Annotated in this window: 22 protein-coding genes; 13 read left to right on the forward strand and 9 right to left on the reverse strand. The window is 66.4% G+C overall.

Annotated features, from left to right (window positions below; genetic code table 11):
• Positions 1-193 precede the first annotated feature (193 nt).
• The 3 genes from AC07WJ_RS22040 (at position 194) to AC07WJ_RS22050 (ending at position 3,056) form a co-directional block, all read left to right on the forward strand.
• Positions 194-1,120 carry a TRAP transporter substrate-binding protein gene (locus AC07WJ_RS22040; RefSeq protein WP_494936789.1) on the forward strand — a complete coding sequence of 309 codons (927 nt, stop codon included), beginning with the start codon at positions 194-196 and terminating at the stop codon, positions 1,118-1,120.
• 101 nt (positions 1,121-1,221) lie between these two features.
• Complete coding sequence (locus AC07WJ_RS22045; protein ID WP_494936790.1) at positions 1,222-1,740, forward strand: TRAP transporter small permease; 519 nt, start codon at positions 1,222-1,224, stop codon at positions 1,738-1,740.
• Positions 1,737-3,056 carry a TRAP transporter large permease gene (locus AC07WJ_RS22050; protein ID WP_494936791.1) on the forward strand — a complete coding sequence of 440 codons (1,320 nt, stop codon included), beginning with the start codon at positions 1,737-1,739 and terminating at the stop codon, positions 3,054-3,056. The genes AC07WJ_RS22045 and AC07WJ_RS22050 overlap by 4 nt, the downstream gene beginning before the upstream one ends.
• Positions 3,057-3,080: 24 nt before the next feature.
• On the opposite strand, the gene AC07WJ_RS22055 is transcribed toward AC07WJ_RS22050, so the two are convergent.
• From AC07WJ_RS22055 to AC07WJ_RS22075, 5 genes are all read right to left on the reverse strand, one after another.
• Positions 3,081-3,860 carry an SDR family NAD(P)-dependent oxidoreductase gene (locus tag AC07WJ_RS22055; RefSeq protein WP_494936792.1) on the reverse strand — a complete coding sequence of 260 codons (780 nt, stop codon included), beginning with the start codon at positions 3,858-3,860 and terminating at the stop codon, positions 3,081-3,083.
• Positions 3,861-4,162: 302 nt separating this feature from the next.
• On the reverse strand, positions 4,163-5,020 hold the full coding sequence (locus tag AC07WJ_RS22060; protein ID WP_494936832.1) for a PCC domain-containing protein: 858 nt from the start codon (positions 5,018-5,020) through the stop codon (positions 4,163-4,165).
• An 11-nt stretch (positions 5,021-5,031) separates the two neighbouring features.
• Positions 5,032-6,672, reverse strand: a complete 1,641-nt coding sequence (locus AC07WJ_RS22065; RefSeq protein ID WP_494936793.1) for an acyl-CoA synthetase — start codon at positions 6,670-6,672, stop codon at positions 5,032-5,034.
• Complete coding sequence (locus AC07WJ_RS22070) at positions 6,669-7,838, reverse strand: acetyl-CoA acetyltransferase (protein ID WP_494936794.1); 1,170 nt, start codon at positions 7,836-7,838, stop codon at positions 6,669-6,671. Before AC07WJ_RS22070 ends, AC07WJ_RS22065 begins: the two co-directional genes overlap by 4 nt.
• A 5-nt stretch (positions 7,839-7,843) precedes the next feature.
• Entirely contained in the window at positions 7,844-8,722 is an 879-nt protein-coding gene (locus AC07WJ_RS22075) for an IclR family transcriptional regulator (protein WP_494936795.1), read from the reverse strand.
• 250 nt (positions 8,723-8,972) lie between these two features.
• Here AC07WJ_RS22075 and AC07WJ_RS22080 point away from each other — a divergent pair, with 250 nt between their 5' ends.
• From AC07WJ_RS22080 to AC07WJ_RS22120, 9 genes are all read left to right on the forward strand, one after another.
• Positions 8,973-9,986 (forward strand): TRAP transporter substrate-binding protein, encoded by a 1,014-nt coding sequence (locus AC07WJ_RS22080; RefSeq protein ID WP_494936796.1) that lies wholly within the window; start codon positions 8,973-8,975, stop codon positions 9,984-9,986.
• A gap of 5 nt (positions 9,987-9,991) precedes the next feature.
• Complete coding sequence (locus AC07WJ_RS22085) at positions 9,992-11,869, forward strand: TRAP transporter large permease (RefSeq protein ID WP_494936797.1); 1,878 nt, start codon at positions 9,992-9,994, stop codon at positions 11,867-11,869.
• Positions 11,870-11,877: 8 nt separating this feature from the next.
• On the forward strand, positions 11,878-12,675 hold the full coding sequence (locus tag AC07WJ_RS22090) for an SDR family NAD(P)-dependent oxidoreductase (protein WP_494936798.1): 798 nt from the start codon (positions 11,878-11,880) through the stop codon (positions 12,673-12,675).
• Positions 12,676-13,147: 472 nt separating this feature from the next.
• On the forward strand, positions 13,148-14,599 hold the full coding sequence (locus tag AC07WJ_RS22095) for an FAD-binding oxidoreductase (RefSeq protein ID WP_494936799.1): 1,452 nt from the start codon (positions 13,148-13,150) through the stop codon (positions 14,597-14,599).
• A gap of 20 nt (positions 14,600-14,619) precedes the next feature.
• A complete protein-coding gene (locus tag AC07WJ_RS22100) occupies positions 14,620-15,042 on the forward strand; it encodes a hypothetical protein (protein WP_494936800.1) in 423 nt (140 codons plus the stop codon).
• A complete protein-coding gene (locus AC07WJ_RS22105; RefSeq protein WP_494936801.1) occupies positions 15,039-16,142 on the forward strand; it encodes a hypothetical protein in 1,104 nt (367 codons plus the stop codon). Before AC07WJ_RS22100 ends, AC07WJ_RS22105 begins: the two co-directional genes overlap by 4 nt.
• A gap of 9 nt (positions 16,143-16,151) precedes the next feature.
• On the forward strand, positions 16,152-16,448 hold the full coding sequence (locus tag AC07WJ_RS22110) for a hypothetical protein (protein ID WP_494936802.1): 297 nt from the start codon (positions 16,152-16,154) through the stop codon (positions 16,446-16,448).
• Positions 16,360-16,833 (forward strand): autotransporter domain-containing protein, encoded by a 474-nt coding sequence (locus AC07WJ_RS22115; RefSeq protein WP_494936803.1) that lies wholly within the window; start codon positions 16,360-16,362, stop codon positions 16,831-16,833. The genes AC07WJ_RS22110 and AC07WJ_RS22115 overlap by 89 nt, the downstream gene beginning before the upstream one ends.
• A gap of 136 nt (positions 16,834-16,969) precedes the next feature.
• On the forward strand, positions 16,970-17,497 hold the full coding sequence (locus AC07WJ_RS22120; protein ID WP_494936804.1) for a hypothetical protein: 528 nt from the start codon (positions 16,970-16,972) through the stop codon (positions 17,495-17,497).
• A gap of 149 nt (positions 17,498-17,646) precedes the next feature.
• Here AC07WJ_RS22120 and AC07WJ_RS22125 read toward each other — a convergent pair whose 3' ends face one another.
• From AC07WJ_RS22125 to AC07WJ_RS22135, 3 genes are read right to left on the reverse strand one after another with little or no spacing between them, the layout of a single operon-like run.
• Positions 17,647-18,876 carry an ArgE/DapE family deacylase gene (locus tag AC07WJ_RS22125; protein WP_494936805.1) on the reverse strand — a complete coding sequence of 410 codons (1,230 nt, stop codon included), beginning with the start codon at positions 18,874-18,876 and terminating at the stop codon, positions 17,647-17,649.
• An 11-nt stretch (positions 18,877-18,887) separates the two neighbouring features.
• The gene (locus tag AC07WJ_RS22130; RefSeq protein WP_494936806.1) at positions 18,888-20,165 is read right to left on the reverse strand and encodes an allantoate amidohydrolase; all 1,278 of its coding nucleotides are present in this window, start codon (positions 20,163-20,165) and stop codon (positions 18,888-18,890) included.
• Between the two features lie 32 nt (positions 20,166-20,197).
• A complete protein-coding gene (locus AC07WJ_RS22135; protein ID WP_494936807.1) occupies positions 20,198-21,415 on the reverse strand; it encodes a urate hydroxylase PuuD in 1,218 nt (405 codons plus the stop codon).
• A gap of 110 nt (positions 21,416-21,525) precedes the next feature.
• Here AC07WJ_RS22135 and AC07WJ_RS22140 point away from each other — a divergent pair, with 110 nt between their 5' ends.
• Positions 21,526-22,458 (forward strand): LysR family transcriptional regulator, encoded by a 933-nt coding sequence (locus tag AC07WJ_RS22140; protein ID WP_494936808.1) that lies wholly within the window; start codon positions 21,526-21,528, stop codon positions 22,456-22,458.
• A 69-nt stretch (positions 22,459-22,527) separates the two neighbouring features.
• Here the strand turns inward: AC07WJ_RS22140 and AC07WJ_RS22145 are convergent, their stop codons facing one another.
• Positions 22,528-23,931, reverse strand: a complete 1,404-nt coding sequence (locus AC07WJ_RS22145; protein ID WP_494936809.1) for a nucleobase:cation symporter-2 family protein — start codon at positions 23,929-23,931, stop codon at positions 22,528-22,530.
• Between the last annotated feature and the right edge of the window lie 37 nt (positions 23,932-23,968).

The following is a 23,968-nucleotide window of genomic DNA, read 5'->3' on the forward strand; positions in this document are numbered from 1 at the left end:
AACATCAGAAGACAAGACAACAGAGAGCCCGAAATCGGCGGGTAGTTCGCGCGAAAACTTTCTGCCATACTAGCATACAGACCCATGAAAACATGGGCGCGAATAAAACTGGGAGGATATCATCGTGAAGCGCAGGCACGTTCTCGTCGGCCTCGGAGCGACATCCGCGGCCCTTATCACAAGCCCCATCATCTTGCGGGCCCAGGGTCCGATCACCCTCAATGGCGCCGTTCAATTCAATGACGACCACGCCTTCACCAAGGCGCTCCAGCGCTTTGAGGAGCGCGTCAAGGCGCTCTACGGCAAGCCGATCAACTTCGTGCTGCACAAGAATTCGTCGCTCGGCCTGGAGAAGCAGTATTTCGAATACATGGCCCAGGGCCGCGCGGTCGATTACGGCATCGTCTCGCCGGCGCACATGTCGACCTTCGCGCGTGCCGCGCCGTTCATCGACGCGCCCTTCGTGTTCCGCGACATCGCCCATATGGACGATGTGGTGAAGCAGGACCTGCTGAAGCCGATCGCCGACGAGGTCGAGCAGCGCGCCGAGGTCCGGCTGATCGGCCATGCCGGCGGCGGCATCCGCAACATCTTCGCCAACAGGCCGGCGAAGAACCTCGCCGAGATCCGCGGGCTGAAGGTGCGCGTCCAGGGCGCGCCGATCTGGTCACGGGCCTTCGCCGCGGTCGGCATGTCGCCCACCGTCATCGCCTATAACGAGGTCTACAACGCCATCCAGAACGGCGTCATCCAGGCCGGCGAGAACGAGGCCGCCGGTGTCGAGGCCATGAAATTCTACGAGGTGGCACCCCATCTCATCCTGACCCAGCATGCCGTATCAATCCGGCCGATCTGCTTTTCGGTGAAAACCCTGAAGGCCTTGCCCAGGGACTTGCAGGACGCGGTCATCGCGGCAGGCAAGGAAGCGGGAGATTTCGGCCGTCAGCTCGAGTCGAGCGAGGAGGTCGTGAAACTCGACGCGCTGGAAGCGGCCGGCAAGCTGAAGCGCGTGGCATTCCAGGAACGTGAGGCGATGAAACGGCTCGTCGATCCCGTCATGGCGACCTACGCCAAGGAGATCGGCGCCGACGGCATCTTCAGCAAGGTCAACGCGGTCTGACCCGACAGCCCACCTGCCGCGTCGTCACGCCCTTGCGTGGCGGGGCGGCAGGCGTTCGCGCCCATGCCCAGGCGTCCAGCAGCCCCATCCGAAAGCGTCCCATGAACCCGACAGACATCGTATCGACGAGCCGCTGGCGGCGGCTTACGGCGGCCTATGCCGCGCTCCTCTCCCATCTCCTGGTTCTATCCGTCGCCATCCTGATCATCCCGGTCACCCTGCAGATCTTCTCCCGCCACACCGACCTGATCCCGTCCTATATCTGGACCGAGGAGATGGCGCGCTTCCTGTTCATCTGGACCATCATGATCGGCGCCATGATCGGCGTGCGGGAATCAACTCATTTCGAGGTCGACCTGCTTCCGCAAATGGGTCCTCGCGGCGAAGCGGTCGCCCGCCTGCTCGGCCGCCTCGGCGTGCTGGCTCTGGCGCTGGTCTTCGTCTGGGCCGGCATCCAGTTCACTCGCTTCGGCTGGCATCGCATATCCGAACTCGCGGAACTGCCGCTTTGGCTCATCCACATCGCCTGGCCGATCACCGGGCTCACCTGGCTGATCTTTCTCGGCGAGCAATTCGTCGACGATTTCAGAACCGCCGCCGGCAGGAGCACCCGATCATGACCGGCTCCGTCCTATCGGCCGGCCAGGCCGCCTTCGTCCTGTTCGGCGGCTTTTTCGGCCTGCTGTTCCTGCGCGTCCCGGTTGCCTTCGCGCTCGGGCTTGCCTGCCTGCCGATCCTGGCGATCGAGCCAAGGCTCGATTCCATGACCTTGATGTCGGAGACCTTCAACGCCTTCAATTCCTTCATCCTGCTGGCGGTGCCGTTCTTCCTGCTGACTGCAAACCTGATGAATGTCGGCGGCATCACCGACCGCCTGATGAAACTGTCCCGCACCATGGTCGGCCACTGGCCGGGGGGGCTTGCCCAGATCAATGTGGTGCTGTCGATCTTCTTCGCCGGCATCTCCGGTTCGTCGACGGCGGATGCGGCGAGCCAGTCGAAGATCTTCATCGAAGCGCAAAGGCGCGAGGGGTATGACGACAGTTTCTCGGTCGCCATCACCGCCGTGTCCGCGGTGCTGGCGGTGATTATCCCGCCCTCGATCCTGATGATCGTCTGGGGCGGCATCCTGACCACGTCGATCGGCGCATTGTTCCTGGCCGGCATCGTTCCCGGCCTGCTGATCGGGGTCGCGCAAATGGCGACGGTCCATGTCTATGCGACCAAGCGCGGCTATCCGACCTATCCGCGCGCGGCGTGGCGCGAGTTCTTCTGCGCCTCGGCCCATTCCTTCCTGGCGCTGATGACACCCGGCATCATCATCGGCGGCAAGATCTTCGGCTGGTTCACCGCAACGGAATCCGCGGCCATCGCCGTGCTTTATGCCGGCGTCCTGTCGCTGCTGGTCTATCGCGAGATGGATTTCAAAGGGCTCTACTCGGCTCTGCTCGACACCGGCAAGCTCGCCGGCATCGCGCTATTCTGCGTCGGCACGGCGAGCTGCTTCGGCTGGCTGCTCGCCTATTACAAGATCCCCGAGGCGATCCTCACCGGCGTGTCGGCCTGGAACATGGGCTTCATGGCCACCGGCTTCTTCATTGCCTTCGTCTTCCTGGTGGTCGGCTGCTTCCTCGACGCCATCCCGGCGATCATCATCTGCGGACCGATCCTCGCGCCGCTCGCCAAGGCCGTGCAGATGGACCCGGTGCATTTCGCCATGATCGGCATCGTCAGCCTGGCCTTCGGGCTGGTCACCCCGCCCTACGGTCTCTGTCTGATGATCGCCTGCACCGTGGCGGGCCTGAGGATCCGCGACGCCATCAAGGACACCATGATCATGCTGATCCCGATGCTCCTGGTGCTGGCGCTGGTCATCGTCTGGCCGTCGGTGTCGCTGTTCCTGCCGAGCCTGATCTCACCGGACTTCCTCCGGTGAGATCAGCCCGGCCGGCGTCCAGGCTCAGACGCGCGACCTGTCGTTCAGCCCACAGGCGACGAAGCCGCCATCGACCGCCAGGATCTGGCCGGTGATGTAGCTCGACCGCTTGCCGTCGACGAGGAAAGCCACGGCCTCGCCGATCTCGGCCGGCGTGCCGTAACGTTCGAGCAGCACCTTGTCGTTCCACTGCTCGCGGATCGCCGCGGTATGGATCTCGGCCACCATCGGGGTCTCGATCGGGCCCGGCGCGACGCTGTTGACCCGGATGCCGTAGCGGGCGAGCTCGACCGCCATGATGCGGGTCAGATTGACGACCGCGCCCTTGGACGAACCATAGGCGGCGCGGCCGATATTGCCGGTGAGACCGGACACCGAGGCAATGGTGACGATGGCGCCGCCGCCCGAGGCGCGCATGGCCGCGGCCGCCGCGCGCGCGATGTTGAAGGTGCCGACCACGTTGATCTCGTGGATCATGCGGAACATCTCCGCCGTGGTCTCCAGGAAAGGCACGTCGCGGCCGATGCCGGCCGAGGTCACCAGTCCCTTGAGCGGGCCGACATCGCGCTCGGTCTCCTGAACCAGCCGTTCCATGGCGCCCGCATCGGTGACGTCGCCCTGGACCATGCGGAAGCGCCCGGCATGGGCCGCCAGCGCCTTCTCGGCGGCGGCGAGCGCCTTGGCGTCGCGGTCGGTGCCGACCACGTCCCAGCCCTGCTCCAGCAGGATCGACGTGGTCGCAAGCCCGATCCCCGACGCGCCGCCGGTGACGATCGCCACCCGCTTCTCCGATGATGCCGACATGGTGGTTTCCTTCCTTGAGCGTTGTTGTTGTGTTTGACGAAACTGATCGGCCTATCGAGGATCGGCGCTCGATGACGCCCGCTGGCCACGAGGCAAAAAACGCTTACAAATCAACCCTCTCCCATAGGGAGAGGGTGCCTGCGTCAGCAGGCGGGTGAGGGGTTGTCCATCTCCGGATGAGGTGGCGGGCCGGACGCGGACTTCGCAATGCACGTCACCTGCAGCCGCTATTCTCAACCCCGACGCCCCTCACCCGGCGCCTGACGGCGCCAGCCTCTCCCTATGGGAGAGGGTTAAGACCCTCACATCGCCTCGAGCACCAATTCCATCGTCATCAGGATGGGGTTGTCGCCGCGTTTCAGCCGGCCCTCGGCGAGGCCGCCGGTATAGTCGACCAGCACGACGTCGAGCTCCGCCTGGAGCTTGCCGTCTGCCCCGGGCGCGACGATGCCGCTGCGCACCGCCACTTCGGTGGCGAAGGGCTCGACGATGCGGCCATCGTCGAAACGGGCGCCGATCGTGCTGCCGACGCCGCCGTGGAGCCGCGCCCTGGCGATGCCGTGGTCGCGGCAGAACTCTTCGAGCAGCCCGGCCATGTCGCGGTTCGGCCTCAGCCGCATCGCGAAGACCCGCTGGCGGGCCGCAGTCGGGCCGGCCGGCCGGGCCACAGGCCCGAACAGCTTGAAGTTGGTCTCCGGGTCCGGCTCGGCGGTGAAGGCCGCGCCGTCGAGCCCGATCGCCGCGACGCGAAAGCGCTCGGCAATCACGGTCTCGTCCGGCAGGATATGGCCGCCATTCAGACGCCCGTCGGCTTCCCGCCACAGCGCATGGCAGTGGAAGAACGGCTGGTCGTCGCGGCTGCCGAAGGTCATCGCGACCGTGGTCAGCCGGGTGACACCCTCGGGGCGGAAAATCTCGCTGTAGAAGGCCGCATGGTCCGGCGTCTCCGACAGCGCCGGCATGACATAGGCGAAGGGCGACAAGGCGCCGCCCGAGGCCGTCAGCACGCCGCTGTCATACCCCCTGGCGGCAAAACCCCGGCGCACGGCCTCGAGCAGCGGCACTCCGGCTTCGCAGTCGAAGCCGAAGCTTTCGCCCCGGGCTTCGACCCATTGGATCGGCTCGGCTTGCGCCGGGCCCGGCTGGGTGACCTGCCGCATGGCCTGAGCGCTCATTGCCCGGCCCTCTTGGCGATCTGGTCGAGCAGGCCGCGCGCCTCCAGCTCGTCGCGCACCAGGCGCTTCGGCACCTTGCCGTAACCGGATTTCGGCAATTGCTCCCAGAAGAAGAAGCGCTTCGGCATCTTGTAGCGCGGGATCTTGGCCGCCAGGAATTCGGCAAGTTCGGCTTCCGAGACGGCATGCGCCTCGCGCGCCACGCAGACCGCCACGCCGACCTCGCCCCAGACCGGATCCGGCACGCCCAGCACGGCGACTTCGCCGATCGCCGGATGGGTCAGGATCTTCTCCTCGACCTCGCGCGGATAGATGTTCGAGCCGCCGGAAATGTACATGTCGGAGGCACGTCCAGTGATATAGACGAAGCCTTCATTGTCCATGTGGCCGAGATCGCCGGTACGGAACCAGCCGTCGCGGAACGACTTGGCATTGGCCTCGGCGTTCTCGTAATAGCCGGCAAAGACCGCCGGGCCGATGACGCAGATCTCGCCGGTCTGGAACGCTTCGAGCTCGTGACCGTCATCGCCCTGGATCGCCACCTGCATGCCGGTGCGCTCGAAACCGCAAGTGCCGATGCGGGCGTGCGGGCCGTCTTGCGGGTCATGCAGCGCCGGCGGCAGCACCGTGATGTTGCCCGTGACCTCGCCGAGCCCGAAATATTGCACCAGCACCTTGCCGAGCTTGGCGAGCGCCGCCTTCTGGTCCTCGCGATACATCGGCGCGCCGGCATAGATGATGTAGCGCAGCGATGAATGGTCGTGCTTGTCGACAGCGGGATGCTCGACCAGCATTTTCAGGATGGTCGGGACGGTGAAGATATTGGTGACCCGGTAGGCCGCGATCAGGCGGAAGGCCTCGTCGACATCGAAACGCTCGGTCGGCAAGAGGATCGTCGGCACGCCACGCGCGGCCTGCACCAGCTGATGCACGCCGGCGCCATGCGACAGGGGCGCCACCACCAGCGATGCATCGTTCTCGGTGGTGCCGGGCATCAGGTCGCAGAGATGGTTGGTGATGACGAAGGCCATCTGGCCATGGGTCAGCACCGCCGCCTTGGACCGGCCTGTCGTGCCCGAGGTGAAGAAGAACCAGCAGGGATCGTCGGCTTCCACCGCCTCGTTGGCGACATGGGCGCCGCCATGGGCCGCGATCACGTCCCCAAGGCTGGTCTCGCCGAAAATCCCGCCGCCGATCGTCCAGGTGAAGTCCAGCACCTGGCTCTCGGCCTTGACCGCAGCGGCATGGTCGGGGAAATCGCCGTGGCAGAGGAAGGCCTTGGCGCCCGACGAGGTCGCGAGATAGGCGACCTCGTCGGGCATCAGGCGGAAATTGGTCGGCACCCAGACGGCGCCGAGCCGAAAGGCGGCGAACATCGACCAGAACATCTCGGCACAGTTCTTCGAATGCACCAGGATGCGGTCGCCCTTGACGATGCCGCGAGCGGCAAGGCCCGCGGCGAGCGCCGAGACGGCGGCGTCGATTTCCGTCCAGCTCCATTGCCTGTCAGCCCAGATGAAACCGGGCCGGTCGCCGTGGCGGCGGGCATTCTGGGTCAGGATATGGGCGAGGTTCATCACCCGGCGGCTCATCGGAGCAACGCCGCCGGCCGGCGCGGTCTCAGTCTTGCCGCTCACTTGGAACGCTCCAGGATCGAGACGTAGTTGGCGACCGCGGCGCCGCCCATGTTGAAGACGCCGGCAAGCGAAGCGCCGGGCAATTGCATGTCGCCCGCCTCGCCCATCAACTGCATTGCCGCCATGACGTGCTGGGAGACGCCGGTGGCGCCGAGCGGATGGCCGCGCGACTTGAGGCCGCCGGAGAGATTGACCGGCAGCCGGCCGCCGCGCGAGCTCTGGCCCTCGCGCGCCACCCGCCAGCCCTGGCCGGGTTCCGCGAGGCCCATCGCTTCATATTCGATCATTTCGGCAACGGTGAAGCAGTCATGGGTCTCGACCAGATCGAGATCGTCGATGACGATGCCGGCATCCTCGCGCGCCTTGGTCCAGGCGCGGCGGGCGCCCTCGAAGGCCACCGGGTCGCGGCGCGACAGGGGCAGCATGTCGTTGACGTGGCGGCGGGCGCGGAACGAGATGGCGCGCTGCAGCGTCTGGGCGGTCTCCTCGTCGGCGACCACCAGGGCAGCGGCGCCGTCCGACACCAGCGAGCAGTCGGTGCGCCGCAGCGGGCCGGCGACCAGGGGGTTTTTCTCCGACACGGTGTTGCAGAAGTCGAAGCCGAAATCCTTGCGCATATGGGCGAGCGGATTGGCCAGTCCATGCACATGGTTCTTGGCGGCGATCATGGCCAGTTCTTCGCTGCGGTCGCCGTAGCGCTGGAAATAGGTCTGGGCGATGCGGCCGAAAATGCCGGCGAAACCAGCGTCGCCCGCCTCTTCCTTGCGGTAGCAGGCGGTGAGCAGGATATCGCCGAGCTCGGCCGACGAGGTGGCGGTCATCTTCTCGGCGCCGACCACCAGGGCGATGCGGCCGCGGCCGCTTTCGATGAAGTCGAGCGCGGAATAGAGCGCGGCCGAGCCGGTGGCGCAGGCATTCTCCAGATGGGTGGCCGGCACATAGGCGAGTTCCGGCATGTTGAGCGCGACCAGCGAGCCCTCGAAGGCCTGTTTGGCGAAGCCGTTATTGTAGACGCCGACCGTGATGGCATCGACATCGGCCGGGCCGACGCCGGCATGGTTGAGCGCATCGGCGGCCACCCGGCTGATCAGGCTCTCGACATCGGGATCCTCGAGCTTGCCGAAGGGGGTGTGGGCCCAGCCCACGATCGCGGCACGTTGAGCCATGATGGTCATTTCCTCTCGTTGGAGCGGCGCTGCGTGGCATTGGCCACGGGCATCGTCGCGGTTCTTGTTTCGCCGATGGTCGCAAATTCTCGCAACCGCGCTTCCAGGCGCCTGACCTCGGTTTGCAGCAGCTGAATGAGATAGGGCTCGCGGTCCGGCTGCATGCGGCTTTCGATCGCCGCGAGCGACAGGCAGCCGTCCGGCCGTCCCTGGGCGTCGCGCACGACCATGCCGATGCCCCAGGAGCCCGGAAACAACAGGCCGCGGTTGAAGCCGTATCCCTTGTCGCGCGCCTCCGCGATGAGCCCGTCGATGACCGGCCGGGTCAGCACCGGATAGCGCTCGGCAAGCCAGGCGGCATTGGTGGCGAGCGCCTGCTCGACTTCGGCATCGGGCAAGGCCGCGATCAGGGCGATGCCGCCGGCGCCGGCGCCGAGCGGGTGGCGGTCGCCGGCGGCCAGCACGTGCGAGCGGATCGGATAGGGCCCATCCTCGCGATGCAGGCAGACCGCGGTCCAGTCGCGCCGGATCTGGATGAAGGCGGCGTCGCCGGTTTCCTGCGCCAGCCGCGTCACCCCCTCCAGGGCCAGGCGGTGTATGCCGAAGCGGTCGGCCGCCAAAGTGCCCAGCACATAGGTCTCGGCGCCCAGAAAATAGCGCCGGGTCACCGGATCCTGCTCGGCGAGCCCGGCCTCGATCAGGGCGATCAAGATCCGCCGGCAGGTCGGCTTGGTCAGCCCCGAGGCCTCGACCAGCGTGGCCAGGCCCGCCCCGGCCGCGCCATGGCCGGCGACCAGGCGCAGGACGGCGACCGCCCGCCCAATGCTTTGGGTGCCGGTCGCCTCGCCCTCGGTTTCGGCGCGCAGATTTTCCACACGAGCCATATTGTGGACCTGATGTCTCGCTAATTCCCGTTGACAAGTCTGCGATTAGGCGGCAACCGTCAACTGGAAAAATAAGATGGACATTCAGGTCCAATATATGGACCTTTTTGGCCACGCAGAAATCGCTGCCTGACAGGCGAATGAAAAGGGTTGACGGCGGCAATGCCTCGGTCCCTCGTCATCAGGCAGATTTCAAGCAGGGACCGCCTTGGTCAATGGCGGTTACCGACATCCTGGGAGGATGAAGACGATGACGACGATCTCTCGCCGCACCTTCGCGGCCGGCACCAGCGCGCTTGCCGTATCGACTTTTGCCATCGGCAATGCCCGCGCCGCCGAATTCACCTACAAATTCGCCAATAACCTGCCGATCAGCCATCCCTTGAACATCCGGGCGCAGGAAGCTGCCGCCAAGATCAAGGAAGAGACCAGCGGCCGGTTCGAGCTACAGATCTATCCGTCCAGCCAGCTCGGCTCGGACACCGACACGCTCGGCCAGATCCGTTCCGGCGCGGTCGACTTCTTCACGCTGTCCGGCCTGATCCTGTCGACCTTCGTGCCGGCCGCCTCGATCAACGGCGTCGGCTTCGCCTTCAAGGACTACGACACGGTCTGGAAGGCGATGGACGGCAAGCTCGGCGAATATGTCCGCGGCGAAATCGCCAAGTCGCGCTCGATCATCGCGCTGGAAAAGCCCTGGGACAACGGCTTCCGGCATACGACCTCGTCGAACAAGCCGATCGTGACGCCGGCCGATCTCGCCAATTTCAAGATCCGCGTCCCGCCGTCGCCGCTCTGGACCTCGATGTACCGGGCCTTCGGCTCGGCGCCGACCACGATCAACTTCAACGAGGTCTATAGCGCGCTGCAGTCCAAGGTGGTCGACGGCCAGGAGAACCCGCTGGCCATCGTCTCGACCGCGAAGCTCTATGAAGTCCAGACCTACTGCTCGCTGACCAACCACATGTGGGACGGCTTCTGGTTCCTGGCCAACCGCGCCAGCTGGGAAGCCCTGCCGCAGAACATTCGCGACATCGTCTCGAAGAACATCAATGCCGCCGGCATCGCCGAGCGGGCCGATGTCGCCAAGCTGACCGAGACGGTGCAGGCCGACCTGACCGCCAAGGGCATGAAGTTCAACACGGTCGATCCGGCGCCGTTCCGCGAAAAGCTGAAGGCCGCCGGCTTCTATGCCGAGTGGAAAGGCAAGTTCGGCGACGCCGCCTGGGCGACGCTGGAAGCCTCCGTCGGCTCGCTCGGCTGACGCCGATGCAGACGGCTTCCGAGTTCGCGGCGCCCCTTGAAACGGGGGCGACCGCGACCCGGTCCTGGTTGGCGACTGCCGATCGGGCGCTGGGCTTCATCGTCGAGATCCCGGCGGCGATCCTGGTCGTCGCGGAAGTCGTCGTGCTCTTCTCCGGCATCATCGCGCGCTATGTGCTGCACAGGCCGCTGATCTGGTCGGACGAGCTGGCCTCGACCCTGTTCCTCTGGCTCGCCATGCTCGGCGCGGTGATCGCGCTGCGCCGTGGCGAACATATGCGCATGACCGCGCTGGTCTCGCGGGTTTCGCCTGAGCGGCGCGGCTTTTTCGATGCCCTGGCGGTCGCCGCCGGGCTCGGCTTTCTCATTCTCATCGCCGCGCCGGCCTATCACTGGGCCTTCGAGGAAAGCTTCATCGTCACGCCGGCCATGGAAATATCCAATGCCTGGCGCGCCGCGGCCTTCCCGATCGGCGTCGGCCTGATGATCGCGTTCTCGCTGATCCGGCTCGCCACCCGCACCAGCCTCGCCCATTCGGCGCTGGCGCTCGTGCTGGTCGCGGCTGTCATCGCCGCCTTCTGGTTCTTGGGCCCGACGCTGAAGACGCTCGGCAACATCAACCTGCTGATCTTCTTTGTCGGCGTGGTCGGCGTCTGTGTCTTTTCCGGCGTGCCGATCGTGTTTTCCTTCGCGCTCGCCACGTTCGGCTATCTGGCCCTGACCACGCGCGTGCCGACCATGACGCTGGTCGGGCGCATGGACGAGGGCATGAGCCACCTCATCCTGCTCGCCGTGCCGCTCTTCGTGTTTCTCGGCCTGCTGATCGAGATGGCCGGCATGGCCAAGGCCATGGTGCGCTTCCTGGCAAGCCTGCTCGGCCATGTCCGTGGCGGCCTCTCCTATGTGCTGATCGGCGCCATGTACCTGGTTTCGGGCATTTCCGGCTCGAAGGCCGCCGACATGGCGGCGGTCGCGCCGGCGCTGTTCCCCGAAATGAAGGCCCGCGGCGCCAAGCCCGGCGATCTCGTGGCCCTGCTCTCGGCCACCGGCGCGCAGACCGAAACCATTCCACCGAGCATCGTGCTGATCACCATCGGCTCGGTCACGGGCGTGTCGATCGCGGCCCTGTTCACCGGCGGCCTGGTGCCCGGTCTCGTGCTGGCGGTGGGTCTCTGCTTCGTCGTGTCACGGCGCTATCGCAATGACGACCTGAGCCAGGTCAAGCGCGCGCCGATGACCGAAATCCTCAGGAGCTTCGTCATTGCGCTGCCGGCGCTGGCCTTGCCCTTCCTGATCCGTGCCGCCGTGGTCGAGGGCGTCTCGACCGCGACCGAGGTCTCGACCATCGGCATCGTCTATTCGCTGATCGTCGGCCTCGTGGTCTATCGCCAGTTCGACTGGTCCAGGCTCGGCACCATCCTGATCGACACGGCCTCGCTCTCCGGCGCCATCCTGATCATTATCGGCGCCGCCTCGGCCATGGCCTGGGGACTGACCCAGTCCGGCTTCTCGCGCACGCTGGTCGAGATCATGACGCATCTGCCGGGCGGCGCGATCGGCTTCATGGCGGTGTCGATCGTCGCCTTCATCGTGCTGGGCAGCGTGCTCGAGGGCATTCCAGCCATCGTGCTGTTCGGCCCGCTCCTGTTCCCGATCGCCAAGCTCGTCGGCATTCACGAGGTCCATTACGCCATGGTCGTCGTGCTCGCCATGGGGCTCGGCCTGTTCGCGCCGCCCTTCGGGGTCGGCTATTACGCGGCCTGCGCCATCGGCAAGGTCAATCCCGACGAGGGTATCGGCCCGATCTGGGCCTATATGCTGGCACTGCTCATCGGCCTGATCGTGGTCGCCGCCGTGCCGTGGTTCTCGATCGGCTTCCTGTGAGTGTCACCATGCGCCTGAAAGATCGCGTCGCCATCGTGTTCGGGGCCGGATCGTCCGGTCCCGGCTGGGGCAATGGCAAGGCCGCCGCCGTCACCTATGCCCGCGAGGGCGCCAAGGTCGTCTCGGTCGACATGGCCGAGGCGGCAGCGGAAGAGACCGCCGGGATCATTCGCGGCGAAGGCGGCGAGGCCATCGCGGTAACCGCCGACACCACCAACCTCGCCGCGGTCGAAGCCGCGGTCGAAGCGGCGATGACCCGCTTCGGCAAGCTCGACATCCTGCACAACAATGTCGGGGTGGTGTTGCATGGCGGGCCGGTCGAGCTCGACGAAGAGGCGTTCCGGCGCAATCTCGACATCAATATCGGTTCGGTCTACCGCACCGCCAAAGCCGTCCTGCCGCATTTCTTGGCGCAGAAGAGTGGCGTCATCGTCAACATCTCGTCGGTCGCCGCGATCCGCTGGACCGGCTACCCCTATTTCGCCTATTACGCCGCCAAGGCCGCGGTGAACCAGGCGACGGTGGCGCTCGCCCTGCAATATGCCCCGCACGGCATACGCGCCAATTGCGTCATGCCCGGCATGATCGACACACCGCTGATCTACAAGCAGATCTCCAGCCAATATGGCTCGATCGAGGAGATGGTCGCAGCGCGCGGCCGCGCCGTGCCGATGGGCCATATGGGCACCGCCTTCGACGTCGCCAATGCGGCGTTGTTCCTGGCTTCCGACGAGGCCAAGTTCATCACCGGCGTCAGCATTCCCGTGGATGGCGGCCAGAGCTGCGCGGTGCCGCTGCCGGTGTGAAGAGGGCGAATGGCGAATGGCGAATGGGGATGCCGAGAAGGCGCCACTCACACATCTCGCCATGCTGAGGCGCTGAGACGGTTTCACGGCCCAGAGCGAAAAGCGTCGACGAATCAACCCTCTCCCAAAGGGAGAGGGTGGCGCCGGGTGAGGGGTCGTCCATTTCCGGACAAGACGGCATGCTCCGCGAGCCGCGACGCCAGTTCTGAGCGCTCACGCCCCTCACCCGGCAGCTGACGCTGCCACCCTCTCCCTTTGGGAGAGGGTTGATTCTGTTGCGCTTTTCTCGCGCAGGCGGTTGTACTTCGAAGATCCGACCGGCATCGGCGCACACACCCCTGCACCCGCCGCGTCATGTTTCACTCACCCATCGTCGCGGCAACATGACCTCCTGCTGCCCGACATGGACCGGGTCATGTCGCTGGGCCATGCTGGCCAATCCGACGCTCAGCAATGCTTAGCCCGAGGCCTCATGCCCAAGACGACCCGCCGCTCGTTCATCAAGCTCGCCGCCGCCGCGGCCGGCGGCGCGCTTCTTCCGGCCCCGGTCAAAGCCCAGGGGCGCATCGTCATCAATGACGCGAGCCGGCTGAACCCGACCCCGGTGATGCGCCACTTCACCGTCGGCGACGATCCGGAAGCCGCGACGATCGAACGCCTGCGCCGGGAACTGCGCGAGGCGGCGGCAGAGCGGCGGCCTTTCGCGGTCGGCGGCGCGCGCCATTCGATGGGCGGCCAGAGCATTCCGCGCAACGGCACCGCCGCGACATTCGCAACCCGCATCTGCGAACTCGACCAGCAGGCGAAGACTTACCGCACCCATGCCGGCACCCGCTGGGCCCATATCATCGCGACGCTCGACCGGGCCGGGTATTCGCCGGCGGTGATGCAGTCGAACAACGACTTCGCCACCGGCGGCACCTTGTCGGTCAATGCCCATGGCTGGCCGACCCCCTTCGGCCCGTTCGGCTCGACGGTCCGGTCGTTCCGCCTGATGCGCCATGACGGCGAGATCGTCACCTGTTCGCGGACCGAGAACCAGGAGCTGTTCTCGCTGGTTCAGGGCGGCTACGGCCTGTTCGGGATCGTCCTCGACATGGTCGTCGACATGGTGCCGAACGCCCTGCTGAAGCCGGCCTACGAGCTGATGCTGTCGGCCGATTTCGGCCGGCGTTTCGTCGCGACCCTCGACCGCGACCCGGCGATTCAGATGGCTTATGGCCGCCTGTCGGTGGCCCGCCGGAACTTCCTCGGCGAGGCGCTGATGATCAGCTACCGGCCGGTGCCGAACCCGCCACGAACCTTGCCGCCGGCGGCGACCGGCGGCTTCATGTCGTCGATCTCGCGCGAGATCTTTCGTGCCCAGGTCGGCAGCGAAACCGCCAAGCGGGCGCGCTGGAGCGCCGAGACGGTGGCCAATCCCAGCTTGTCGTCGGGTATCGGCACGCGCAACGCCTTCATGAACGAACCCGTCGCGAACCTTGCCGGCGGCGACCGCTTCCGCACCGATATCCTGCACGAATATTTCGTCGCGCCGGACCGTTTCGCCGACTTCATCGCGGCCTGCCGCGACACCATCCTCAAGTCGCGCCAGGAGCTTTTGAACGTCACGCTGCGCCATGTCCTCGCCGACACGACCAGCGCGCTGTCCTACGCGCCCGAACGGCGGATCGCCGCGGTCATGCTGTTCTCCCAGGCGATCACCGCGGAAGCGGAGGCCGACATGCTCCAGATGACGGAAGCCCTGATCGAACGGGTGATCGCGATCGGCGGCAGCTTCTACCTGCCCTATCGTCTCCATGCCCGCCGCGACCAGGTCACCCGGGCCTATCCGCGGCTTGCCGAAGTGGCGGAGCGCAAGCGCGCGCTCGATCCCGGCCTCCTGTTCCGCAACGCCATGTGGGACGCCTATTTCGTCGCCTGAACCGTTTCTGGGACCTCACGATGACATTGCCCCGCAAGATCGCCGCGACCTATGCCGTCATTCTCGGCCTGGTGACGCTGATCAATTACCTGCCCGGCCTGACCGACGCCCAGGGCCGGGCCTTCGGCATCTTCGCGCTCGACATCTATGACGATTCCCTGCACTTCGCCTCGGCCGCCTGGGCGGCGATCGCGGCCTGGCTGTCGACCCGTGCCTCCCTGATCTTCCTGCGCGTCTTCGGCGTGCTCTATTGCCTTGACGGCCTGATGGGGCTCGCCTTCGGCTCGGGTTATCTCGATCTCGGCATACTCATCTACGGCGTGCTCGACCTGCCCCTCGTCTTCAAGATCCTCGCGAATACGCCGCATATCGCGCTCGGCGGTTTCGCCGCCTTTGCGGGTTTCCGGCTCGGACGCGGCGAACCGGCCGAGAGCCGCGCATGAAGACCGTCCTGCGCTTCCTGCTGCGCTGGCTCGGCCGTCTCGCGATCGTCGTGGTGGCGCTTCTCGCGGTATCGGCCCTGCCGATCCTGTATGTCGAGACGCGCTGCCAGGCGCCACGCCAGGAGGCCGGCCCGGACGCCGTGCCGCGCATCATCAGCGAGGCGCCCTGGCGGCGACCGGAGATCCAGAGCTATCTGTCCTACCCCGAATGGTACATCGTCCATGCCTATGAGGACTTCGCCGGCCTGGTGAAAACCCGGGACGAAAATGCCTTCGATTATGGCGCCAGCATTACCGGCTTCTGGTCGAGCCTCTGCGATCTCAGCCGGCGTGCGACCCGGCAGGAGGCCATGTCCTTCGACATGAAGTCGATGCTCCATACGATCGGCGTCAGCTTCACCGCCGAGATGATCGTCAAGGGCGCCTATGAAGAGACGATCGGCCGGCTCGCCGCCTGGTGGCGCGGACCGGTGAAGAACGCCGAGGACCAGTTCGCCGCCGATGTTTCGGAGCGTTACGCCGGCTTCCTTGCCCAGACGCCCTGGTACGAATTTCCTTTCGCCGCCACCGTCAGGCAGTTCTGGACCGAGGTGCCGTTCGGGCGCGACAGCGCGCTGCGCTCGGTCGAACGGCGCTTCGCGCTGACCGCCGAATATGGCGTGAAGGCGGGCTACGCCGTGCTGATCGCGCAAGCCGCCGGCCTGACCCCGGCCGATCTCCGGATCCGCAGCGTCGTCGGCGGCCTCGATGCCCAGACGCTCGGCGCCGATCCGCGCATCAAGGTGATCGGCGAGGCCGACGGCGCCGTCGTGATCGAGACCGATCGCTATCGTGCCTTCACCCTGCTGATCCAGGACCTCATCGCCAAAGGGGCGAGGTTCCGCGAAATCGCCGGCAACCGGATGGCGCTCGTCACGATCTTGTCGCCCACCGACAAGATCGTCGAGCTCCCCGGCACCGAGCGTCTCTTCGCCTTCCCGCTGCAGGCCCGGCCAGGATGGCAAAGGCTGGGTCTTGCGGTGCCGGTCGACAGGCTCGATCTTGTGCTGCAGGCTGCCGGCGCCGCCGGTGGCAAGTTCGAGCATCTCTACGACTACTGAGAGATCCGCGTGTCCGTCCTTGGCCCCCGCCAGTTCCTCGCCGCCTCCGCCCTGGTGCTTGCCGGCTGGATGGTGATTGCCGGCGGGATCACCGCGGCAAGGTCCGGTCCAGCCCTGGTGGTCGCGCTCGGCGATACGACGGAGCTGATGAAGCGGGTCGACCCGGACCAGGTGCGCCTGCTGCGCGTCACGGGTATCCTCCTGGTTGCCGCAGTGAATGATCGCGGCGGGGTGCGGGATCTCTACGAAAGCGGCGCCTATCTGGTGCTGCCGGCACGTGAGGGTGGCTGCGGGGTCATCCGGTAGGGTGGGAAGCCGCGCTTCGATCCGTGGCGCGGACCTCCGTGGCCGGCGCGAAGCCGGCTGGCGCTTCGGCCAGCGCGGCTTCGGCTGGACGCCTTATGCCGCGCTCGAGGCGATCGGCTGTTCGGCGCCGGGCTATAGCGAGACGTCAAGCACGGCCGGCGGCGCCTTCGGGCTGACTTTCGCGAGCAAGAGCACGGCCTCGCTGCGCGATGAACCATGCGGCGCGCGCCTCTCCCGCGAGCGGGCAAGGGTCATGCGCGCCTCATCGGCGAGCGGCGGGGCTCTGCCTGTTCCGCATCATGCCCCTCCCCCACTCGCTCTTCGCCACGCGCCCTCTGGTTCCCGAAACCGCCGGGCGAGACGGCTTGCGGCACGCACCGGTTGATCTTGCCCCAATTTCACCACGCCCAGGGGATCGTCTTGTCGTCCGATCGGCCCTGGGGACAGGGCCCCATCGGCGAGACGAACAGGATTTGACCACCCCGGGCACGCGATCCGGACCACTATGAAAGGCTCAGACCATGGGTATTGCCATTGCTGCCGAACGCCGTCTCCTTGCCGAGGACGAATATGACCCGGTTGCCGCCAGCCATTACCCGGCCCTCGAGACCGCCACGCGCGCCGAGCTGATCGAGCTCGCCGGCTGGCTGCGGGCGCGCCGCGCCAAGGCCAGCGACATCGTCCGCCATCGCCGCAGGGTCCGCCGCGGCAAGGCCGAACCACGCAATACCGCTGCCGAGGTCTCCAGCGAACGCGGCGTCGCCGCCAAAAAGCAGGTCTTCGCCCACGCGCTTCGCCGCGTCAACGCCCGCATCGAACGGCTTGGTGCCGAAGAGCGGCGCACCAAGGCCATCGGCAATCTTCGCGCCGCCGTCGAACGCAAGGCCGAGGCGACGAAGGCGCGTCCGAAACCCGGGCCGACGGCCGCCAAGGCCATGACGGTCAAGGAAAACGCCAAATCGAAAACGATCGTCGAGCCAGCCAAGACCGGCCGGGTATCCCAGGCCGGCAAGAAAGCCCAAGCCACCAAGGATGCGCGGTCGACTTAGGCGAACCCGGCTTGAGGTTTTGAATCAGGGCCCGATGCGGCCCATTTCGCCAACCGTCGCAGCGGCTTGGCCGAACATGCTGAATTGCCGAGCCGGCCAGGCCAACCTGGCCGGCTCGTACCGCGCGCAGCCGACGCAGCCGGCGCGTGTCAGCCCAGAAGCTCGGCGAGTGAACGGGCGATCACGACGGTCGCCTTTTCCAGATCGCTCAGGCGCAGCCTCTCGTCGGCGCGATGGGCATTGGCTTCCTCGATCGATTTCGGGCCAGCGCCGTAGAGCACAACGGGAATGCCCTGGGCGGCGTAGAGGCGGGCATCGGTATAGAGCGGCACACCGGTCGATCGCACCGGCTCGCCGAACACCTCGGTCGCGTGCCGGCCGACGAGTTCCGAGATCCGTTTGGCTTCGGGCGTTGCCTTCAAGGGTTCGGCGAGCAGGATGCGCCGCACCGTGACGCGGGCCGCCGGATGCGCCACCGCGGCACTGGCGATCAGGTCGCGCAACGCCTGCTCGACCTCGGCCGGATTCTCTTCCGGGATCATCCGGCGATCGAGCCGGAACGCAATCCGGTCGGGCACGACATTGGTGTTGATGCCGCCACTGATCAGGCCGACCGTGATCTGCGGACTGCCGATGCCGGGCACCGCCGATGTCGCCGCCTGCAGCGCTTCGCGATTGGCGTAGATCGCGGCGAGAATCGGGGTGGCCGCTTCGAGAGCGTCGATCCCCGTCGCGGGCAGGGCCGCATGCGCCGACTTGCCCTCGACGACCACCTCCAGATGCAGGCAGCCGTTATGGGCCTCGACGACCGCGTAGCTGAAGCCCGCGGCGATCGCCATGTCCGGCCGGGAAATGCCCTGCGACAACAGCCAGGCCGGGCCGATTTCGCCGCCGGCCTCCTCGTCATAGGTCAGATGCAGCTCGACCGTACCCTTCAGCGGCAGGCCGGAACGCTTCAGCGCATCCAGCGCGAAGGCATAGGTGGCGAAGTCCGATTTCGACACCGCCACGCCGCGGCCAACCATCCAGCCGTCGACGACGGCGGCGCCATATGGATCCTGGGTCCAGCCCTCTCCCGGCGGCACCACGTCGCCATGGGCGTTGAGTGCGATAACCGGACCGTCACCGAAACGGTGGCGGACGACCAGATTGGTCACCGAAATCATGCCGTGCCGTTTCACCAGGTCGGCCGGCACCGGGTGCCGCTCGACCGCGAAGCCGAGCCGCTCCAGCCATAGGGCGGCCTGCTCGGCATGAGCAGCGCAATCGCCGGCCGGATTGTCCGAGGGCATTTTGACCAGCGCCGCCAGAAAGGCGACCTCGTCGTCGAAGCGCTGATGCACCAGTTCATGCAGCAAGGCAGGCGTGGCGGTCGACATGGCAAGGTCCTTCACGTGGCGAGGTGATCGATGAAATCGGCGAGGACGCGCGCGGCGACGTCGATGTCGCCGGGCGCGGCATATTCTTGCGGGTGGTGACTCAGGCCGTCGCGGCAGCGCACGAACAGCATGGCGAAGGGCAGGATGCCGCGGAACGCCATGGCGTCATGGCCGGCCCCGCTCGGCAGCGACACGGCCGGATGACCGCAGCGTTGCACCGACGCGGCAAGGCGCGCCGACAGATCCGCGTCGCAGGGCGCCGCTGGCGCCTGATAGGACATGGCGATCTCGCAACCGATGCCCCGCGGCCCCGCGATGGCGCGGATCTCGGCCTCAAGCGCGCCAAGCGCGGCTGTTCGCCGGGCATCGGATGGGCTGCGCAGGTCCAGTGTCAACCGCACCTTGCCCGGCACCGTATTCACCGCTCCGCCGGGGGTTTCGATAAACCCGACGGTGGCGACCAGCTCCGGCTCGGCGCGTGCGCGCCGCTCGACCGCCAGGATGATCTCGGCGGCCGCCGCCAGCGCGTCGCGGCGCAGGTCCATTGGCGTGGTGCCGGCATGGCCCGCCTTGCCGGTCAATTCGATCATGCCGCGCGAGGCGCCATTGATCGCGGTGACGACCCCGACCGCGAGGCCCCTCGCCTCCAGCACCGGGCCCTGCTCGATATGGACCTCGACGTAGCCGACGGTGTCGGCGGCCGAGCGCGCCGAGCGGGGGATCGCGGCGACATCGCAACCGAAACCCTGCAGTGCCTCGCGCCGCGACACGTCGTCGGCATCGCGCTCATCCAGGATCGCAGCATCGAACCTGCCCGCCATGGCGCGCGAGCCGCCGAGCGTGCTGGCAAACCGCACGCCCTCCTCGTCGCCGAAGGCGGCGACCTCGATGGCGAAGGGGTAACGCTTGCCGCGCCGATGCAGCGCACGCACCACCTCCAGCCCCGTCACCACCCCCAGATTGCCGTCGAAGCGCCCGGCATTGCGCACGGTGTCGATATGCGAGCCGATCACCAGAGCCGGCGCTCCGGCCACGGTTCCCTCATAGCGCCCGATCACGCTGGCCACGCCATCCAGCGCCACGGCCATGCCGGCCTCGCGCATCCAGAGCGTGACGAGATCGACGGCACGGCGATGGGCCGGGCCGAGATAGAGCCTTGTCAGCACACCCGGCTCGTCGCTGATGGCGGCAAGCGCATCGAGCCGTGCCGCGATCGCGGCGCCGAAGTGATCGTCCGCATCGGTGGCGGTCGTCCCCGATGGCGACATCGGGTGGTGAGACGGAGACATCATGCCCTCCTGCGAAGCTGCGGTCGTGACCGTCAGCGTGGGCCTGCCCATTCGGCGACCACGCGCCGCTCCTCGGCCGTCATGCCCGTGATGTTCTGCGGCGGCATGGCGTGGGTGATCACCGACTGGAGCCGGATGGCGTCGCGCTGGCGCGCGATGGCCTCGTGGCTGTCGAGCAGGACGCCTTTCGGCGCGACGCCGATGCCGTCCCAGACCGGCTGCACCGCATGGCACATGCTGCAGCGGCCGATGACGATGTCGGCGACAGCGGTTGGCGCCTGCGGCGTACCGGCGGCGTGGCGCACGTCGCCCAGCGGGGCGAGGCCGAGCCTCTCGCGACCGATCGGCGAGGCGGCCATGCTGATCCAGCCGGCCCACATGATGCAGACCGCCGCCACCGCCCAGGTCCACCAGGGCTGGCCCTTGCCGGCATGGCTGACATTGTAGAAATGCCGGATCATCGCGCCCGCGACGAGAATGAGCCCGACGATCACCCAGGCATAGGGCGACGAATAGGTCAGCGGGTAGTGGTTCGACAGCATCAGGAACACGACCGGCAAGGTCAGGTAGTTGTTGTGCGTCGACCGGGCCTTGGCCTGCTTGCCGAAATCCGGATTGGGAGCACGGCCGGCGAGCAGTTCCTTGATGGTCTTGCGCTGGTTGGGGATGATGTTGAAGAACACGTTGCCCGACATCATGGTCGCCATCATCGCCCCGGTATGCAGAAGCGCGCCGCGTCCGGAAAACACCTGCTGAAACAGGAAGGCCATGAGGATGATGAAGGCGAAGCCGACGGAGGCCAGCAGCACCTCGTGTTTGATCAGCGGCGAGCGGCAGAGGCCGTCATAGACCAGCCAGCCGATGGCGAGCCCGCCAAGGCCGATGCCGGCGGCCGACAGCCGTGACAGCGCCATGACCTGCGGATCGATCAGATAGAGGTCGGACCCTGCATAATAGATCCAAACCAGCAGGAAGAAGCCCGAGATCCAGGTCGAGTAGGATTGCCATTTGTGCCAGATCATGTCCGGGGGCAAATGGGCCGGTGCCTCCAAATATTTCCTGACCTCGTAGAAGCCGCCGCCGTGCACTTCCCAGGCCGCACCGCCCTTGCCCGGGCGGATTTCCGGGATCGCCTTCAGCGATGCGTCGAGGTGCATGAAATAGAAGGATGATCCGATCCAGGCGATGGCCGTGATCACATGCACCCAGCGCAGCAGCAGGCTGCCCCATTCCGCGATGATCGGATCCATGTTGATTGTCCTCCCGATTTTGGCCGTCAGCCTAGTGCGTGGGGCATTCCCCTTGAACACGTAAAAAGTAGTGATATTTTCGTCCTGGAATTGAAAATCCAGAGAGCGCCATGGGCTTCGTCGAAGACGCTAGGATCTTTGCCCGCGCTGTCGAAAAGGGCAGCTTTTCCGCCGCCGGGCGCGACCTGCGCATGTCGGCCGCCGTGGTCAGCAGCCGCATCCTGGCGCTGGAACAGCGGCTCGGCTGCCGCCTGTTCAACCGCACCACCCGCAAGATCCAGCTGACCTCGGTCGGGCGTTCGTTTTTTGAGCGGATCGTCGATGTGCTCGATGCGGTCGAGCGTGCCGAGGCGAGCGTCGCCCTGGAGGGTGGCGCGCCGCGCGGCTCGCTCAAGATCACCGCACCCCTGGGGCTCGGCCGCCGGCTCGTCGCTCCGGTCGTGACGGCCTTCCGCACCGCCCAGCCGAATATCGACATCCGCCTGCGGCTGGCCGAACACCTGATCGACCTGATCGGTGAGGGCATCGACCTGGCGCTCCGGATGGCGGATCTGTCCGATTCAAGCTTCATCGTGCGCAAGGTGGCCACCATCGAGCGCATTCTGTGCGCTTCGCCGGCCTATCTCGAAAAGCACGGCGTGCCGCGGACGCCAGATGATCTCTTCGCCCACCAGTGCCTGCTGCTGCGCTTTCCGGGCTCCCGGCAGTTCCGCCTGACGGTGCGCCAGGGCCGGGAGACACGGACGCTCGCGGTCGGCGGCGCCATCGACTGCGACGACGGCGATGTGCTGACCCAATGGGCGCTCGCCGGCTCCGGCATCGTGATGAAGCCGGTCTTCGAGGTCGCCGAGCAATTGACCAAGGGCACATTGGTGCATGTCATGCCGGACGTCGTGCCGGAGCCGACGACACTGGCCATCATCTATCCTTCGCGGCAATTGCCGCCACCGGGACACAAGGCCTTTTCCGACCTCCTGCTCGAGGCCAGCCGCACGCATGTCGCGACCGAACTCGGCAAACTGGGCAAGCGCCTCGAAAATTGACGGCGCCCGGGCAGGCCCGCCGCAAAGCGACGGGCCGGTCCGGGCGTGTCGGCCGGATGAGTTGCCGGCTCAGTGCGCGTCGGCCATGGCACCGGCTTCGCGGACTTCCGCCGCCGCCTCGTCGGCGGACTTGAAGCCGTTGAAGTAGATGTTCAGCCCGACCGCGGCGATGGCTGCGAGCAGGATGCCCGACTCCAGCAACGGATGCAGGCTGTGCGGCATGTTGCGGAAGAAGTTCGGCGCCACCAGCGGGATCATGCCGAGGCCGACGGCGATGGCGACAATATAGAGATTGTTGCGGTTGCCGCGAAAATCGACGGTCGTGAGGATGCGTACGCCGGTCGCCGCGACCATGCCGAACATTACGATCCCGGCCCCGCCCAGGACCGCCGAGGGGATCGCCTCCGCGAGCGCCCCGAGCTTGGGCACGAGACCCATGGCCAGAAGGATGACGCCGCCGACCGCCGTGACGAAGCGCGAGCGCACGCCGGTGACACCGACCAGGCCGACATTCTGCGAGAAGGAGGTATAGGGGAAGGTGTTGAACAGGCCGCCGATCATGGTGCCGAGGCCATCCGCCCGGAGCCCCTTGGTCAGGTCGTCCTGGTCGACTTTGCGGTTGGTCATGTCGCCGATCGCCAGGAACATGCCGGTCGATTCGATCATCACCACGATCATCACCAGGCACATGGTGATGATCGAGATCGGTTCGAACTTCGGCAGGCCGAACTGAAAGGGATAGATGAAGCCGAACCAGCCGGCCCGGCCGACGACGTCGAAATTCATCTTGCCGATGGCGAAAGCGGCGACGCAACCGACGACGATGCCGAGCAGGACCGCGATATTCTGGACGAAACCCTTGCCGTATTTGGTCAGCGCCAGCACGACGCAGAGCACGAACAGGGCGAGCGCCAGGCTGTCGAGCGCGCCATAGCCGGGATTGGGATTGTCGACCAGCCGGAGCTTGCCGTCGATGACGGTGGTGATGAAGGAGGGGCCGCCGGCCGCCCAGCCGATGCCGACACGCATGAGCGAGACGCCGATCACCAGAATGATTGTGCCGGTCACGACAGGCGGAAAGAAGCGCAACATGCGGCTGATGAAGGGCGCCAGCATCAAGGCGAAGAAGCCGGATGCGATAATGGCGCCGAATATGCCTGTAATGCCGAGGTTCGGATCGCGGCCGATCGCCAGCATCGGCGCAACGGATGCAAAGGTCACCCCCATCATGACCGGCAAGCGAATGCCGACGCCTGGAATGCCCAGCGACTGGATCAGCGTGACGATGCCGCAGGCGAAGAGATCGGCGCTGATCAGCAAGGCCACCTGATCCGGCGTCATGTTGAGTGCCCGGCCGATGATCAGCGGCACCGCGATCGCCCCGGCATACATCACCAGCACGTGCTGAAGGCCCAATGCGAACAATCTCGGTGCCGGCAGCACCTCGTCGACGGGATGAACCTGGTCGGTCATCGTCTTCTCCTCCCTGAGTGCGTGCCGGCCGAATTTC

Source organism: Phreatobacter sp. GW821-FHT04C01, from assembly GCF_059420385.1.